Genomic DNA, 16,712 nt, shown 5'->3' with positions numbered 1-16,712 from the left:
GTTGAAAAAAATAAAGGGAGTTCGTTGATCTATATGCTAAAATCGTGGATGCATATTGTTCAAATTTCGTTTTACAATTCCTAAAATTTTGTTAAATTAAACTTAAGCTAACTTTTATTAATCAAACACTGACAGATGGTCCGTGTACGACAATTTTTCAAGAAAATTTTAAAACCTTACGAAGTGCAGGGAATACTTCCCAATATATTGTTATTACTTCCTAGGGTCATAATGGGCTGTTTATTAACCTTTATTTTCTCCAAGGAACTACTTGGCACCCCATGGGCAGATGAAGGTTTAGAGCTTTTACAGGTGGCGCCCTGGTTTGTGGAAAAAGTATCGAATTTTGGTATTCCCTTTAGTCTTATGCCAAAAACCTTTGCTTGGTCTGCAGGTTATACAACAGCCATGGGAGGTATTTTGTTGATTATGGGTGCAAATACCAGAATCACCGCCTTTTTTATCATTTGTATGATGCTGATAACCATCCTTTTTAGATCATGGGACGGCAGTTGGGATATTCTCCCCGTATTCAGCTTCTTTTGTTTCGGACTTTTCTTTTTGGGCTTTGGCGCCGGAAAATATAGTTTTGATTACTATTTTTCCAGATATGTTCTTTAGAGGTTGTTCAACTGATTGCTATTGTTATCCTGGCTGATGGTCCAAAAGAAACCGACAAAAAAGAAGGTATCCGCATTTGGACGGATGGTACGTCTTTCAAAAAACCCCAGATCATTGGGTGAATCCGCATATTGATATCCATTAACATTGTTGAATCCTGCCACATTGCTGATTGAAAAGTATAGGATTTTCTGTTGGGACAGTAAATAGGCCCAATTGATGCTCAAATTGTTAAAGGGTTTGGTTTTTTCACTTAGGTATTCGGTTTTGTTGGGGTCGTTGTACGGTCTTCCGGAACCATAATTGTACGAAAACCCTACCTGGGAACGCAAATCCTCCACCCAATATTTGGTAACCAGCGAGAAACTATGTTTAGGTGCAAAATTGGGAGTGGCCCTTTCCCTGAAATTTCGGTAATCCCTTTCGGTGTCCAAAAAGGAATAGGAAATCCAGTAGTCCAAGTTTTCGATACTTTTATTGTCCCGCCAGAAAAGGTCCAGCCCCGTTGCATAGCCGCCTCCGTTGTTATTGAATACGGAATTGAACCCGGGCATATCCGTATTGAACTTCACCAATCCGTCATAATTCTTATAATACCCCTCCGCCCTAAAGGTTTTCCCGTTATCCAAGTATTGATAATTTAGGATGTAGTGCGACGTTTTTTCGGCCTCTAGGTTCTGGTCAAACTTCAGGTACTCAGACCATGGGTTTTGATAGAAGTCCCCATAAGCCAACGAAAATTGTCCCTTTTCGCCACTTTTATAGGCCAATGAAAATCGGGGTGAGAGCGTGGTCTGGTCCAATAGCGCGCTGTGCTCCATGCGTCCGCCCAATTTCATGGCAAACCGATTGCTGAAGTAGACATCCGTTTCCGCAAAACCGGCCCATAATCCGTCGTCAAAACCATATTGAAAGGGGGCTACTCCAGCACTGCCGAAACTTTCATCAAAGTCTTGCACAAAATATTCCGTACCAAAATTCAATTGGAGTCGGTTCGTAAAGCTCTTTCCCATTTTGGCCTTGAGGTGTACGGCGGTTTCCTTGGAGTCAATCGCATTGTTCAGCACATTGATATCGTTGGTATCATTGGAGATACTTGCGCCCGTGGTAAGCGTCCATTCCTTATCGAAAAAATGTTTGTAGGAAGCGTTCAAGTACAAATTGTTGTTTTTCAGACTAAAAGGCACAAATTCCTCAAAATTGATATCGGCCTGCGCAATGTCCAAATTGGAATGATTGAAACCCGTATACAGCTTGAACATACTTTTGTCCCCCAGACTACGAAACACGGCCTCCCCGGAAATGGACTCAAAAGGTTTGTTCCATCGCATATCCTGATCGGAAGGTACCAACACTTGGTACGGGGCCAAATTGATATAATTGGCATTGATGCTCAGGGATTCTTGACCCCAAATTTCGGTATGGCCCAGTCCACCACCAACGGACATAAGGGAAATATCCGTCTTTTCCTGATCCGGGATATCCGTAGTGTTCAACAAAAGTACACTGGAAAGTGCCTGACCGTATTCCGCGGAATATCCACCGGTACTAAAGGTAATCCCCTTGAACAAAAAGGGGGAAAATCTACCCCGTGTAGGAATATTGTTCGCAGTGGCATTGAAAGGCTGAAAAACCCGTAGGCCATCAATGAAGACTTGGGTTTCCCCGGCGGCACCTCCCCGTACGAACAACCTACCGTCCTCGTTTACGGTACTGGTTCCTGGAAGCGTTTGTAGGGCGGCCACAAAATCGCCTGCAGCCCCTGCCGTGGTAACGATATCCAAAGGTTTTAATACCGAAGCCTTTGAATTGTCGCCCGCCTTGAAACTCCCGGCAGTTAGGGTAACCCCTGTAAGTTCGTTCAAAGCTTCGTACAAGGTTATCTTAAGGTCCTTCAAATAGGAAACGTCCCCCGCTTGGGAATACGTTTCATAGGAAAGCATGGAAACCAGTAAGTGCTGTGTGCCCGTTTCGGTGGTTTCAAAACTGAAACTACCTTGGGCATCCGTAGAGGCACCGTCATAGGTTCCTTCCAAATAAACATTTGCGCCTTCTATTGGACTGTTCTTTGCATCCAGCACCACTCCAGATACTACGGTTTGTGCAAAGGTCCCTGAGGTAATTAGTATGCATATAAACTGATATAAAATTCTCATGATGTTTTTATTCCGATTGATTACGGCACAAAACTCCCCAAATGGAAAAAGTTGTCAAACTTGGCTTGACCGAAGTGTGGAATTTCCCACCTGAACTGTTCCAAAAAAACAGGTCAACAACTCACTCCAAAAATTCAACAATTGGGTAGGTGCGTTTTTTTTGTGGTTTGGATATAACGCAATTTTGAGGCATCGAATAACTTTAAAAACCGAAAACATGAAAAAATTAGGATTTATTTTAGGATTGGTACTGACAAGCGTAATGACCGGATATGCCCAAGAAAAAAAGGGCGTAAACATTACCGTAACCATTGAAAACGTACTGTCAAGCGAAGGACAGGTCATTGGTTCCCTGCACTCCGCCGATACCTTTATGAAAGGGGCCGGAATCCAAAATCAAAGTGTGGATGCAAGCACAGGTGAAGTGACACTTACCTTTACCGATGTTGAACCCGGCACCTTTGCACTTATGTTGATGCACGATGCCAACGGCAACCAACGTATGGATTTTGAGCCAACAGGTATGCCCAAGGAAAGTTACGCCACAACAGGGGAATTGACCTATGGTCCTCCTAGTTTTGAAAGTTCCAAGTTTGAGGTAGTCGATACCGATTTGGAATTCAGGATACGGTTCTAAAATAAAACAGCGATCATAAACAAAAAGACTTCCATTTGGAGGTCTTCTTTATGGAATGAATTTCCTAATTTTAAATCTATATCCTAGATGGCACCTTCCTATTCCAACCATGATCAAGGCTTCCGATTTTGAGAGCTATGTTGCCCATTTTCCTATAGAAATACAGGAGCAATTACGGGTACTGCAGAAACTGGTCAAAGAAACCGCTCCTCAGGCCGTGGAAGGAATAAGTTATGGAATACCGGCGTACAAACTGAACGGGAAGCCTTTGGTATACTTCGCGGCCCATAAGAAGCATTTTGGGTTTTATGCCACCCCTTCCGCATATGCGGCATTTGAGACGGAATTGGCAGGCTACAATAAAGGGAAAGGTTCCGTTCAGTTTCCCTTTGACGAAAAACTTCCTTTGGGGCTCATAAAAAAAATGGTCAGTTATAAAGTTCGAGAACTTAATAACTGACCAATTCGCATGCTTTATACCCATTAAATGTCTTCTGCCAGCCAAGCCTTCATCATCCAAACCGTTTTTTCCTGTTCCGTAATGAAGTCGCTCATCATGGAATTAGTTCCTTCATCATCAGCCTCGCCCGAGACTTTTAAAATACCTCTTTCGATACTTAGCAATTCCTTTAACGAATTGACAATCAAACGAATTGCTTCATCATCCTTGGTAATATTCTTGCCTACAGGTACCGAGGCCATATCAATGTAGTCCTCGAAAGTATGCATAGGAACACCGCCCAAGGTTAATATACGCTCTGCCAACATATCTACTTTAGCGTTTGCGTCGGTGTATAACTCTTCAAACTTTAAGTGCAAGTCAAAGAATCTTTTGCCCTTAATATTCCAATGTATTCCACGTAAGTTTTGATAATACCTTTGAAAATTGGCCAAAAGCAAATTTAAATCCTTACTAATCTCTTCGGATTTGTCGGTTTCTAAGCCTATACTATTTAATTTCATATCTGTTTATTTATATATTAAGTTATCAATTACAATACTAAGTATAAAGATATTGAATAAAAATGACGATAGTCATAAATAATATTGATAGTTTTAATACCTTTATCATTAAAATCGTTAGCATGACAATTACCCAATTAAGATACGTATTGGCAGTCGCGGAATATCAAAACTTCACCTTGGCGGCAGAGAAAAGCTTCGTGACACAGCCTACTTTAAGTATGCAGGTTCAAAAACTTGAGGATGAGTTGGATGTACAAATTTTTGACCGTGGAAAAAAACCGATTTCGGTGACAGAAGTCGGCCAAAAAATTGTGGCCCAGGCAAAGAATATCGTCAACGAGGCTAACAGGATCAAGGATATTGTTGACCAGGAAAAAGGATATATTGGTGGTGATTACACCGTGGGCATCATCCCTACCATTATGCCCACCTTGTTGCCCATGTTCCTAAAAACCTTCATCAACAAATACCCAAAGGTGAACCTCATCATCAAGGAGCAGAATACCGAAACCCTGATCGAAAATCTCCAGGACGGCCATTTGGACGCTGCAATTGCCGCCACGCCCTTGGAGGTGGACACTATCATAGAGAGACCGCTATACTATGAACCCTTTGTGGGCTACGTCCCTAAAAATCACAGGTTGGGCAGTTATTCGACCTTGGAAGTAGAAGATCTGGATGTATCCGATATATTATTATTACAGGACGGCCATTGCTTCCGGGAAGGCGTATTAAACCTCTGCAAAGCTCCAAAAAAATTGGGCGGTGACCACTTTCAATTACAGAGTGGAAGCTTTGAGACCTTGATCAACCTGTCCAATGAAGGCCTTGGTATGACCTTACTTCCATTTCTAAATACCTTGGAATTGGAAGCAGATAAAAAAGAGAACCTAAAGTACTTTAAGGAACCATCCCCGGCACGGGAAGTAAGCCTAATTTATCATAAAAGCGAACTGAAAATACAAATTACGGAAGCCCTGCGAGATGTTATTTCTGGAGTGGTTCGTGGGGCCATTGCTTTTCAGGACGTAAAAATCATAAGCCCCCTAAACAAGTAATCAAATTCAAAGTGGTGGTTAGTAAACCTAGTTTATCCTCTTGGTTCAAAAAAAAGCCACTTTTCAGTGGCTTTTCGATTATTTATTAAGATACATTAAACTTGGTCTAAGTTCCGGTTTGTCATCTACGAAAGACTCCAACCAGACCTTTAATTCGGCTACCTCCTCGGGCAGCAATCTCTCAAGGGCCTTTTTAAGCTCCTTGTAAAACAATTTGGCATCAAAACTAACCTTTTGGAGTACCGTCTTACTGTACTCCAACATTGTTCTTTTCATCTAAACACGTTTTTAAATTAGTTGTTGTGTAAATTTAAACCCCAAAGCGAATATAAAATTGCATTCAAAAAGTTAAAATCGATTAAAAAATGTTAAACCGTCTTTGGAAATTTATTTTAGGAAAATACAAAAAGTAAAAACTATATCCTAAAATATTGGATAACAATAAAATACATAATAGTTACATGCGAAAAATATCCCTGCTATTGTTGCTCTCAGCCCTTGTATTTGGTTGCGCCAGCGTTAAAAAAAGAACGGAAAAATCGATTGGTACAACCTTGAATTCCCCTTTTTTTGATAACCAATTTACCGGGTTATTAGTCCTTGACCCAATTGCAAAGGATACCCTATATAGTTATAACAGCGACAAATATTTTACGCCGGCCAGTAACACCAAAATCTTCACCTTGTACACGGCCCTAAAAACATTGCCAAAACAGGCACCTGCACTTAGGTATCTTCAAAAAAACGACACTCTATTTTTTGAAGGAACGGGCGATCCCTCCTTGCTGCACCATTACCTAAAGGACAGTACAGCCTATTCGTTCTTAAAAAACAGCATAAATCTGGCATACCACTACTCCAACTTTCAGGATACGAGGATGGGTCCGGGATGGTCTTGGGACGATTTTGCTTGGTATTATTCCCCGGAGCGAAGTGCTCTACCTATTTTTGGAAATACGGTGATGATCTATGATACTCCGGATTATAAAGTAACTCCTGCCTATTTTAAGGACAGTGTGTTGCAAATCCAACATTCATGGAACCGAGAAGAGAAAAGGAACCTCTTTTATTTTGATTCGGCCGAAAGGGATTCCCTTGAAATTCCTTTTATAACCGATGCCAATACGGTTAAAAGTGTTTTGGAAGGTTTGTTTGCTAGGCCGATAACCTTGATCAATGAAATGCCCAAGGGGGAAAAGAAAACCCTTTACGGCATCGAGATGGATTCCTTGTATGTCCGACTCATGCATGAAAGTGATAATTTTATTGCCGAACAGTTGCTAATCATGGCCTCTGGCGTATTGACGGATACCCTGAACTCGGAAAATGCCCGAAACCATATCTTAAAAAACCAATTGAAGGACCTTCCCCAGCAACCCCGTTGGGTGGACGGCTCGGGATTATCAAGATACAACCTGTTTACGCCCAAATCCATGGTGTATGTGTTAAACGAGTTGTATCAAGAAGTTCCCGAAGAACGTCTTTTCAGTATTTTTCCAGCGGGCGGTGTTTCGGGTACGTTGAACTCTTGGTATGGCGGAGAGGAAGCGCCGTACATCTTTGCAAAGTCGGGAAGCTTGGGCAATAACTACTGTTTGAGCGGGTATCTCAGGACCAAAAAAGGCCGTTTGTTGATTTTTAGTTATATGAACAATCACTTTAGGCACTCCCCATCCGAAGTGAAAGAGCGAATGCAAACTATTTTTGAGGTACTACGGGAGGGGTATTAGGTGCTGGCTTTTAGCAATTAGCAATTAGCAATTAGCAATTAGCAAAAAAACACTTTTCATTTTTGTTTTTTTCAATTCCAACCTGCAACTTGAAACTTGAAACTAAAGACTATGAACTTTTAACTTTAAACTCCTAATCCCTAACTCCTTATACCCTTAACAACTTATTTAGCTGCGCATACTGCAACAGCATCACGGTCTTGGCATCGCGAATTTCACCTGTTACCATCATTTGCAAGGCCTTTTCGAAGGGAATTTCAAGAACTTCAATATTTTCGGTCTCATGTTCGGCACCGCCACCCTCTTCAATTTTCATGGCGTCTTCGTAGGCACCAACGAACAGATAGAGTTTTTGGGTCACGGAACCCGGGCACATATAGGTGACCAATACCTGCGTCACTTCGGTCAGTTGATAGCCCGTTTCCTCAAGGATTTCCTTTAAGATGCACTCTTCCGGGGTGAGTCCGTCCAGCAAACCCGCACAGACCTCCACCATCATTCCGTTCGTATTCCCATTGACATAGGTGGGCATCCTAAATTGGCGGGTAAGCACCACGGTCCCTTTATTGGTATTGTAGAGCAGGACGGCGGCACCATCGCCACAGTCATAGGATTCCCGTTTTTGAACCTCCCAGCTGCCATCGAACTTCTGATATTCAAAAGTGTATTTGTTAAGGGTGTACCAATTATCGGAAAGTATTTCGTGTTCAATATTTTTTATTCTGCTGTTTTCCATGTGCTAAATTTAACGAACATAATCCGCATAAATTGCTATCTTTCTCAACTAGACCAAACCTGTTTTTTATGCTATGAGGACCCAATTCGGCCATTGGCTATTATGTTTCCTATTTAATTTCTCCGTCTCAGCGCAAGATTTGGGGGAACGCTACCTAGCTGCTTGGAAGGCATTTTATCCTTCCGAAGCATTGGAAGCGGGTATGCGACCTTCTGTATTTCAATATGAGGACCTATCCCAAGAAAATATAAAACAATGGATTGGCTTCAACGAAAACTTTTTGGTCCTAATTGCCCAACCCACTGCCAATATTGACCCTAAAGACGGCAGGTTGTTACGTGTTCAGGCCCAATCGGAAATCGATACCTGGAAAAACCTCGCCAGACACACCCATTCCCTAAACTTGTATGCGAAGCTCATTTTGGATGCTATCCCATCGGTGGCAAAGGCCGATTATCTTCTGGACAACGAAAAAGTAGATATTATTTGCCATCGGCTTATAGCCATTGAAAAATTGGCGTCGGCTGCACAAATAAACCTGAAAAACGTTTCAAAAATCGATTTGGAGAGCGGTCTGGAAAATTTATCCGATGCGCTCACCTATCTATCGCAAGACAAGTATGAAAATTTGGGTTGGGATCAAATCTCCCAACTTTGTCCGGAAATGGCGAACGCGATAAAGAGTATCGAAGCCTTAAAAACTTTTGCCTTAGAAAGCTTGAAGGATACTTCGCTGCCCGATACTTCCATATTGGGAAAACAGGAATACGACCGAAGGTTAAAATTATATACGGACAGCGAACTGACTTCGACCGAATTGGCCCAAATGGCCCTTGACGAAATTGAATCGGTACGGAAACTCATCGCTCAAGTGTCCACACAGTACCTTATTGAGACCTATCCCACAAAAAACCTTCCTAAAACCGACTTGGAGATTATTGGTTCGGCCTTTGCCGATATGGAAAAGGACGCCCCTTTGAACAGTACGGATTATCTGGAATTTTGGCAAGAGCTGGCCGATAGGGCCGTTGATTTTATCGCAGCAAATGATATTGCCACCTTACCTAAAAATCAGACCCTACGCATTCAAACAGCGCCTGAAAGTGCAGGTCCCGCGGCCCGCATTGGTTGGGTGGCAAGTGCGCCACCGTTCGACCCCAACCCCATGACCACGCTCAATTTGCCTTCCATTCCGGATACCCTGCCCCAACAGGAACAGGTCGATTTTTGGGCTTCCTTCAACAAGCCCTTTAACCGTATGATCGTCATCCATGAGCTTTTTCCAGGGCATTACATGCAATTAAAAATCAGTCGGGAAACCCCACACCCCGTTCGATTGCTCTTTCCTTACGGGATTTATATCGAGGGTTGGGCCACATTTACGGAAAAAGTCCTCTTGGACGCAGGCTGGGAGGCTGAAAATAAACTCACTCTTTTGGCGCATCTGCGAAAACGCTTGGAAAATGCAAATAGGGCCTACACCTCCGTGCAGGTTCACTGTAACGGATGGAACCAGGAGCAGGTTTTAAAATTCTCCACCGAAACTTCCTTACTGGCCCCACAGTTCGCCAAAAGTCTTTGGGGGCGGATCATTAACAGCCCCTTGCAGCTTACCTCCTATTATTTGGGAGGGGCCCAATTCACCCAACTACTAAAAACGGAGAAAGAACGCCTTGGAGACAAGTTCAATTTGAAATTTTTTATGGATACCATTTTGAAATCAGGTCCCATACCCATCGACGAATTCTATGATATATTTGAAAAAACGAGCCCAAACTAAGCAATGGAACGAATAGCATTACAACCCGGATATACGATTTCAAGGGTAATCAAAGGTGGGTGGCACTTGGCTGGTGGTCATGGCACTATCTCCGAGGAGCAGGCCTTGGCCGATATGCGACACTTCGTGAAAGCGGGCATCACCACGTTTGATTGTGCCGATATTTATACCGGTGTGGAAGAGCTTATTGGCAAATTCCGAAAAAAATACGAAGCTGAATTCCGCTCGGGAGAGTTGTCGCCCCTTCAGATACACACCAAATATGTGCCGGATTACAAAGTCTTGGCAACGCTCAAAAAAGAGGATACAATCCGCATAATCGATCGTTCGCTCAAGCGCCTAGGTGTCGAGCGATTGGACCTGGTACAATTTGCGTGGTGGGATTACCAATTCCCAAAATATTTGGAAACTGCCGTCCACCTTTCGGAATTGCAAAAAAGCGGAAAAATACGATTTCTAGGGGTTACCAATTTTGATACGAAGCGCATTCAGGAAATACTTGATGCCGGTGTAACCATCGCATCGAATCAGGTGCAATATTCCGTATTGGACCATCGGGTGGAAAAGAACATGACCGCCCTTGCCCAAAAACACCATATTCCCTACCTCTGCTACGGCACCGTGGCCGGTGGATTTCTGAGCGACCGATATCTGAATGCACCGGACCCTGTTCCACCCTATGAAAATCGTTCCTTGACCAAATACCGATTGATCATTGACGAGTTTGGCGGATATGAACTCTTTCAGGAAGCCTTGCGGACACTTAAAAGAATTTCCGACCAATATGCGGTTGGAATCGCCGAAGTCGCATGTAAATATATCCTACAAAAGCCGATGGTAGGCGGGGTCATCGTAGGTGCCCGAAACCGGAATCATCTAGATAAACTCAAGAAATTGGACAGTTTTACCTTAACCCGGCATGACCTTGTCAAAATAGAAGCAATTGTTTCCCGAAGCAAAGGCCCCAACGGGCCCTTCTATGAATTGGAGCGCGACAAGACAGGCAAGCACGGTTCCATCATGAAGTACAACCTAAACGAGGACTAGCTTTGAAACTGGACGAAACACAGGAAGCGCTTCCTAAAATTGGGTTTTACGGTGGTACCTTAGGCACCTTATTGCCCTTTTTCGTCTTTGTTTCTGGAGTGATAATCATAGCACTTTCGGGAGCTCCGGACGAGCGTGGATTTTGGCCGGTACTGATGCTTTCCCTAGGCTTAGGTCTTATTTTATGTAAGGACAAAACCGCGTTTTCCCACGTGGTCATTTCAGGAATGTCCCAAAAAATAGTGATGATCATGATCACCGCTTGGATGTTGGCCTCCATAATAGGTGTACTTATGACGCTTACAGGTTTTGTAGAGGCGCTTATATGGCTTTCCGATCAGGTAAAACTTTCGGGTCCAGGGTTCATTATCGCTACCTTCCTCATTTGTTGCATTGTTTCTTTATCTACAGGTTCGAGTTTTGCAACCATATTGATTTGCAGCCCCCTGCTCTACCCAACTGGCGGTGTTTTAGGAGCACATTTGCCCACCTTGGCCGGAGCGATTTTGGGCGGAGCGACCTTTGGGGATTTTATTGCTCCAATTTCGGACACGACCATCGCCAGTGCCTTGAGTCAGGATGCAGAAATTGGCAAGGCCATTAAAAGCCGATTAAAATATATTCTGCCCGCCAGTTTGTTCGCCTTGGCAGCTTTTAGTTTCATGGCTTTCAACCATAACGTGGGTTCGAACAATGTGAATATTGGTGCCTTGGGAAGTCCTAAAGGACTCCCTATGATGTTGGTGCCTTCATTCATCATCTATCTTTTTTTAAAGGGAAAACATCTTTTGCACGGCCTTTTGATGGGATTACTCTTTGGAACCATATTAAGCCTGGCATTCGGACTTTTGAATCTTGAAAACGTAATTTCCTTGGACTTGGAAAATTTTACGACCAAGAGCTTTGTAATCGTTGGTATCAATAGGGCCGTGGGACTCAGTTTTTTTACCATACTCTTAATGGGCCAGGTAGCGACCTTAAAGGCCAGCGGACTTATGAACCGTTTGGTGGATTTTGCAGCAGCCAAGGCCAAAACCCAAAAGCATGCGGAAAGTTGGATAGTCACCGTAATGAGTTTGGCCGTACTTCTCACCACGCATAGCATTGTAGCGATTCTAATGGTATCCGACTTTACAAAAAAAACGGGCGAGCGTTTGGGAGTTTCCAAAATACGGCGTGCCAATCTTTTGAGCTTGATCGCCTGCATATTCCCCTTTGTAATACCTTATTTCATTCCCGTAATCTTGATGGCGAACATGACCAAAACGGGTCAACAATACGATATTCCGCAAGTAAGTCCCTTAGAAGTAGGATTGTTCAATTTCGTGTCCTGGGGCCTTTTGATTATGACACTCATAACCTTAATCTTTGGTTGGGGAAAATTTAACGAAAGACAAAATTAAAGATGACAACAGAAAATGAATTGAGAGATGATCAGTTTGAACTCTATGATTTAACCATAGTCGTTGAGAGTATTGGCGGTAATTGCACCTGTTCTATGAAAGTCGGGGATAAGTTTCACCTAAAAGGCGGAAAACTCTCTATGCCAGATAAATCCGATTTTTGTTTGTACGCCCTACAATCCACCCTTCCCCTCTTACCCACCAAACAGCGAAAAAACCATCCGGCCGACTGGATGGAAACCGATGCCCGTGTCGTCTGCCCGGATCCTGAGTGCAAGCTTATCATGCGCATAGACAGAAATAACCTGAGGATCCTAAACCACGATGATGTGAGCCCGATTAAATGGAAAAAATAAAGATGTAAACCGGTAGTTTTGAAGAAAAAGATTAAAGCGCTGTGAGATTTCAAAATTCAGAAATCCCAAGCACCAAATTCCAAAAACCAAATTACTTAATCAAGTCCGAAAAAAACATCCCACTTCCAGGTCAAAACCCTAATAAGTGAGGTGGATATTTTTAGAGAAAACGAGTATTGATACCTTTAGTTAAACAGGATATATTTCTACAAATTACAAAACAACCGGTACAAGTTTCCTATTACAGACTCCAACGATTACCTACTTCGGAAAGTGGTTTACAAGGCTCATAAGTTCCAGGAATGGGGTCATAGCTCAATACATTTTCTCCTATTTCCTCCGATGTAAAATAAGCCCAAATAGCCATGGATTTCATTGATCTGTAGAAACCAACAGGTTTTTGCTCCCCAACAGTAGTTCCCCAAACACCGGGATTGAATTTTGGAGAGCTCGCTTCTGCCTCTTTCAGTACGGCCGTTTTGTCGGCATTACTTAGTTCCGGAAAAATAGCTCCATAATTTTCCTTACAGGAAGCATTAAACTCGGCAATCGCATCTCGCATATTTTGTTGTCCTTCGGCATCATACGTTTGGGCAACAACTTTGTCTATGAACATATCGGCCTTTACATCCAAACCGCCGGGTGTATCGGTCGTAGGTAAAATAGTGTCTATTAAAGCCGAAATGGTCTTAGCCTCCTCCTCGGTAAAAAACTCGGGCTGCCAATCCAACCGGGTCTCTGTTTTACAAGATTGCAAAATGGAAAAAAGGGAGGGCATGGCAATTGTTGCACCTGCCAATAGGCCCGCTTTCTTAAGTGCTTTTCTTCTATCCATGATTTTAGATATTAAATTTTTTCAATTCGGATACTGCATGATCGGCCGCTCTTGCTGTCAGGGCCATATAGGTCAATGATGGATTCACACAAGACGAGGAAGTCATGCACGCGCCATCCGTTACAAAGACGTTTTTGGCCGCATGTACCTGATTAAATCCATTAAGTACGGACGTTTTTGGGTCCCTACCCATTCTTGCAGTTCCCATTTCATGTACTCCATATCCTGGCGGGTGTTCCTTATCAAATCCCATTACATCTTTGAGTCCGGCTGTTTCCAACATTTCAACTGCGTCCTCCTGAATCTGCTTGTTCAAGGCCTTTTCGTTCTCCTTAAATTCGGCATCTATGGTCAAGGTAGGTTGCCCCCATTTATCCAACACATCTTTATTAAGACTGATTTTGTTGTCATGATACGGTAGACATTCCGCAAAACCGGTAATGAAGAATTCCCAACCGCCCGGCTTCAATATACTGTCCTTAAAGTCGGCCCCAAAGGATTCTATATTCGCCGGATTGCCTCCACGGTAACCACTACCTTGGAAACCGAATCCACGTACAAACTTATCCGATTTAGATTTTTCATCAATATTTACATATCTAGGGATATAGATACCATTTGGCCTTCTTCCCTTGTAGTATTTATCCTCAAAACCTTCAACCTTACCTATGGCACCAACCCTGTAAGTATGATCCATTAAGTTATGACCCAATTCTCCGCTATCATTGCCCAAACCGTTCTCAAAACGCTTGGATTTCGAGTTCATCAAAATATGGGCGGTACTCAAGGCCGAGGCGTTTACGAAGATAATCTTGGAGTTGAATTCAATGACTTCACTCGTTTCCGCGTCAATGACCCGAACGCCTGTAGCCTTTCCTTTGGCGTCATCATAAATTACCTCTTGTACAATAGAGTAAGGCCTAATGGTCAAATTCCCCGTGGCATTCGCCGCTGGCAAGGTAACCGCATTACTACTGAAGTAGGCTCCATAAGGACATCCCCTACTACATCGATTACGGTTTTGGCACTGTCCCCTTCCATTATGGGGCTGGGTCAAATGGGCAACCCTACCAATAATCATGTTTCTACCTTCAAAATTCTTTTCTATTCGTTCCTTAACATGTTTTTCCACACAGTTCAGTTCCATGGGAGGAAGAAAATGACTATCGGGTAATTGTGGTAATCCTAAGGCTTCCCCACTAATTCCCGCAAATTTCTCCACATACGTGTACCAAGGTTCAATATCCTTATATCGTATAGGCCAGTCTACACCGTGACCATCTTTTGCATTGGCCTCAAAGTCCAAATCGCTCCAACGATACGTCTGTTTACCCCAAAGAAGGGATTTACCTCCCATTTGGTGACCCCTCAACCATAAAAACGGCTTCTCTTCCGTATAAGGATTGGCTTCATCATCCGCCCAAAAATGTTCGGTATCCTTGCCCACCCATCCTGATCGGATGTTCTTGTAATGCTTCTTTTTTTCTTCAGGAGTAAGACCTCCCCTATATTCCATATCCCAAGGATCCCAATTCATGGTAGGGTAATCCACCACATGTTCAACGATAGGTCCTCTTTCCAATACCAAGGTTTTTAGTCCCTTTTCACAAAGTTCCTTTGCTGCCCATCCTCCACTGATTCCTGATCCCACAACAATGGCATCATAGGTCATGTCCTTTTTTGCGTCTATATTAAAATTGGCCATAAAAAATATAAGTTAACCCAATAAAGATAGGATTAATCAGGAATATGACAATAAAACTGCATACGGCAAAAAAGAAAATAAGTGGTATTTTTAATGAAACTTAAGATTCCCATATGAAAAAAATTGTCCTCTTATTTGTCCTTTCCCTTTTTAGCTTTATAGGGTGCAAAAACCAATCCGAAAAGAAAACAGTACAAAAGGAGCTGCCAAAAATCGCTATTGCCGGTATTGGCATTGAATCCAGCACCTTTTCCCCGGCCCAAACGGGGGAAGCCGCCTTTCATGCCAAAATAGGGGATTCCATTTTTGGCAGATATCATTTTTTTGATGCTGAAACCGATATTCGAAAGCGGGCGGAATGGGTTCCTACCCTCTTGGGAAAATCACTTCCCGGAGGCATTGTGACGCGGGAGGCCTATGAATCCATGGTAGAAAAAACGGTGAGAATGTTGAAAGAGGGCATGCCTTATGACGGTGTTTGGTTCGATATTCATGGCGCCATGAGCGTTGTTGGCATGGAGGATGCCGAGGGTGACTTAATTACACGTATCCGAGAGGTAGTTGGCCCTGACGTTTTAATTTCAACCTCCATGGATTTACACGGTAATGTTTCGGAAACTTTGGCCAAACAGAGTGACCTTATCACTTGCTATAGAATGGCACCTCATGAAGATGCCCTAGAGTCCAAGGAACGTTCGGTTCGCCTGTTGTTAGAACGATTGGAAAACGGTAAAGGAAAACCCGCCTATAAAGCTTGGATTCCCGTTCCTATTTTACTGCCAGGGGAAAAAACAAGCACCCGCATCGAACCTGGTAAAAGTCTATATGCGAAAGTTCCAGAAGTCGCGGACCAAGAGGGCGTCATAGATGCGGCTATCTGGATCGGATATGCCTGGGCAGATGAACCACGAAACCATGCGGTAGTTATGGTCACAGGGGATGATAAAGAAAGGGTGACCCAAGGAGCTGAAAAGCTGGCAAATGCCTTTTGGGAAGTTCGGAACGAGTTTGAATTTGTAGCCCCTGTGGGTACGCTGGAAGAAAGTTTGGCATTGGCACTTAAGAGTGAAAAAAAACCTTTTATGATCAGTGACATGGGTGATAATCCCACGGCCGGTGGTGCAGGTGACGTAACATGGACCTTGCAACAGATTTTAAATCGGCCCGAATTTAAATCCGAAAATGATCCTTCCATTATATATGCCTCTATTCCTGGGCCACAATTGGTGGAAAAAGCTCTGGAAGTAGGCGTTGGCGGTAAAATAAGTGCAACCGCCGGAGCAGAAGTGGATGACCGATTTGCCCCACCCCTGGAAATCACCGGAACAATCGAATCAATAAAAGAGGGAGACCGGGATGCTGAAGTGGAAGTTGTGGTCAAGGTAGGAAGCGTACATGTGATTGTTACTAAAAAAAGAAAACCCTATCATCATAAAAGTGATTTCACCAATTTGGGCCTAAACCCTATGGAGACCGACATTATCGTAGTAAAGATAGGTTATCTGGTTCCTGAACTATATGATATGCGGGGTGATTGGATTATGGCCTTGACACCTGGTGGCGTGGACCAGGATTTAGAACGATTGGGGTATAAAAATATCAAACGTCCCATGTTTCCCTTGGATGCGGATATGGAAACGCCGGATTTAAGTGCAAGATTAATTCCGGCCTCCAACGAATAG

16 protein-coding genes are annotated in these 16,712 nt (G+C 43.2%); 10 read left to right on the top strand and 6 right to left on the bottom strand.

Translation table 11 applies throughout. The annotated features are described in order from the left end of the window. Positions 1-135 precede the first annotated feature (135 nt). Positions 136-621 (top strand): DoxX family protein, encoded by a 486-nt coding sequence (locus F0361_RS12015; RefSeq protein WP_154918836.1) that lies wholly within the window; start codon positions 136-138, stop codon positions 619-621. On the opposite strand, the gene F0361_RS12010 is transcribed toward F0361_RS12015, so the two are convergent. Further along, the gene (locus F0361_RS12010) at positions 618-2,777 is read right to left on the bottom strand and encodes a TonB-dependent receptor (protein ID WP_154918835.1); all 2,160 of its coding nucleotides are present in this window, start codon (positions 2,775-2,777) and stop codon (positions 618-620) included. The genes F0361_RS12015 and F0361_RS12010 overlap by 4 nt on opposite strands. A 217-nt stretch (positions 2,778-2,994) precedes the next feature. Here F0361_RS12010 and F0361_RS12005 point away from each other — a divergent pair, with 217 nt between their 5' ends. Together F0361_RS12005 and F0361_RS12000 are read left to right on the top strand one after the other, a co-directional pair. Next, the gene (locus tag F0361_RS12005) at positions 2,995-3,414 is read left to right on the top strand and encodes a DUF2141 domain-containing protein (RefSeq protein ID WP_154918834.1); all 420 of its coding nucleotides are present in this window, start codon (positions 2,995-2,997) and stop codon (positions 3,412-3,414) included. A gap of 55 nt (positions 3,415-3,469) precedes the next feature. Further along, complete coding sequence (locus F0361_RS12000) at positions 3,470-3,874, top strand: iron chaperone (protein WP_246160878.1); 405 nt, start codon at positions 3,470-3,472, stop codon at positions 3,872-3,874. A gap of 23 nt (positions 3,875-3,897) precedes the next feature. Here the strand turns inward: F0361_RS12000 and F0361_RS11995 are convergent, their stop codons facing one another. Further along, the gene (locus tag F0361_RS11995; protein ID WP_154918833.1) at positions 3,898-4,377 is read right to left on the bottom strand and encodes a Dps family protein; all 480 of its coding nucleotides are present in this window, start codon (positions 4,375-4,377) and stop codon (positions 3,898-3,900) included. Positions 4,378-4,499: 122 nt separating this feature from the next. Here F0361_RS11995 and F0361_RS11990 point away from each other — a divergent pair, with 122 nt between their 5' ends. Beyond that, entirely contained in the window at positions 4,500-5,438 is a 939-nt protein-coding gene (locus tag F0361_RS11990) for a LysR substrate-binding domain-containing protein (RefSeq protein ID WP_154918832.1), read from the top strand. Positions 5,439-5,516: 78 nt separating this feature from the next. Here F0361_RS11990 and F0361_RS11985 read toward each other — a convergent pair whose 3' ends face one another. Beyond that, the gene (locus F0361_RS11985; protein ID WP_138258500.1) at positions 5,517-5,714 is read right to left on the bottom strand and encodes a hypothetical protein; all 198 of its coding nucleotides are present in this window, start codon (positions 5,712-5,714) and stop codon (positions 5,517-5,519) included. Between the two features lie 185 nt (positions 5,715-5,899). On the opposite strand from F0361_RS11985, the gene F0361_RS11980 reads away from it, so the two are divergent. Beyond that, a complete protein-coding gene (locus tag F0361_RS11980) occupies positions 5,900-7,168 on the top strand; it encodes a D-alanyl-D-alanine carboxypeptidase/D-alanyl-D-alanine-endopeptidase (protein WP_154918831.1) in 1,269 nt (422 codons plus the stop codon). Between the two features lie 148 nt (positions 7,169-7,316). On the opposite strand, the gene F0361_RS11975 is transcribed toward F0361_RS11980, so the two are convergent. Further along, a complete protein-coding gene (locus tag F0361_RS11975; protein ID WP_154918830.1) occupies positions 7,317-7,904 on the bottom strand; it encodes an NUDIX domain-containing protein in 588 nt (195 codons plus the stop codon). Between the two features lie 73 nt (positions 7,905-7,977). Between F0361_RS11975 and F0361_RS11970 the strand changes: the two genes are divergently transcribed. From F0361_RS11970 to F0361_RS11955, 4 genes are read left to right on the top strand one after another with little or no spacing between them, the layout of a single operon-like run. Beyond that, the gene (locus F0361_RS11970; RefSeq protein WP_154918829.1) at positions 7,978-9,684 is read left to right on the top strand and encodes a DUF885 family protein; all 1,707 of its coding nucleotides are present in this window, start codon (positions 7,978-7,980) and stop codon (positions 9,682-9,684) included. Positions 9,685-9,687: 3 nt separating this feature from the next. Then, complete coding sequence (locus F0361_RS11965) at positions 9,688-10,731, top strand: aldo/keto reductase (RefSeq protein ID WP_154918828.1); 1,044 nt, start codon at positions 9,688-9,690, stop codon at positions 10,729-10,731. 2 nt (positions 10,732-10,733) lie between these two features. Next, positions 10,734-12,134, top strand: a complete 1,401-nt coding sequence (locus tag F0361_RS11960; RefSeq protein WP_154918827.1) for a Na+/H+ antiporter NhaC family protein — start codon at positions 10,734-10,736, stop codon at positions 12,132-12,134. 2 nt (positions 12,135-12,136) lie between these two features. Beyond that, a complete protein-coding gene (locus F0361_RS11955) occupies positions 12,137-12,490 on the top strand; it encodes a TIGR04076 family protein (RefSeq protein ID WP_211361169.1) in 354 nt (117 codons plus the stop codon). A gap of 241 nt (positions 12,491-12,731) precedes the next feature. Here the strand turns inward: F0361_RS11955 and F0361_RS11950 are convergent, their stop codons facing one another. Together F0361_RS11950 and F0361_RS11945 are read right to left on the bottom strand one after the other, a co-directional pair. Then, positions 12,732-13,325: a gluconate 2-dehydrogenase subunit 3 family protein gene (locus F0361_RS11950; protein WP_154918826.1), complete on the bottom strand. Its 594-nt coding sequence runs from the start codon at positions 13,323-13,325 to the stop codon at positions 12,732-12,734. 4 nt (positions 13,326-13,329) lie between these two features. Continuing rightward, positions 13,330-15,030 carry a GMC oxidoreductase gene (locus F0361_RS11945; RefSeq protein WP_154918825.1) on the bottom strand — a complete coding sequence of 567 codons (1,701 nt, stop codon included), beginning with the start codon at positions 15,028-15,030 and terminating at the stop codon, positions 13,330-13,332. Positions 15,031-15,143: 113 nt separating this feature from the next. Between F0361_RS11945 and F0361_RS11940 the strand changes: the two genes are divergently transcribed. Continuing rightward, positions 15,144-16,712, top strand: a complete 1,569-nt coding sequence (locus tag F0361_RS11940; protein WP_154918824.1) for a M81 family metallopeptidase — start codon at positions 15,144-15,146, stop codon at positions 16,710-16,712.

It is taken from the genome of Maribacter flavus (assembly GCF_008386635.1).
Lineage (GTDB): Bacteria > Bacteroidota > Bacteroidia > Flavobacteriales > Flavobacteriaceae > Maribacter > Maribacter flavus.
The sequence above is the reverse complement of the archived record's forward strand: the minus strand, read 5'-3'. Positions and strand labels throughout refer to the sequence as shown.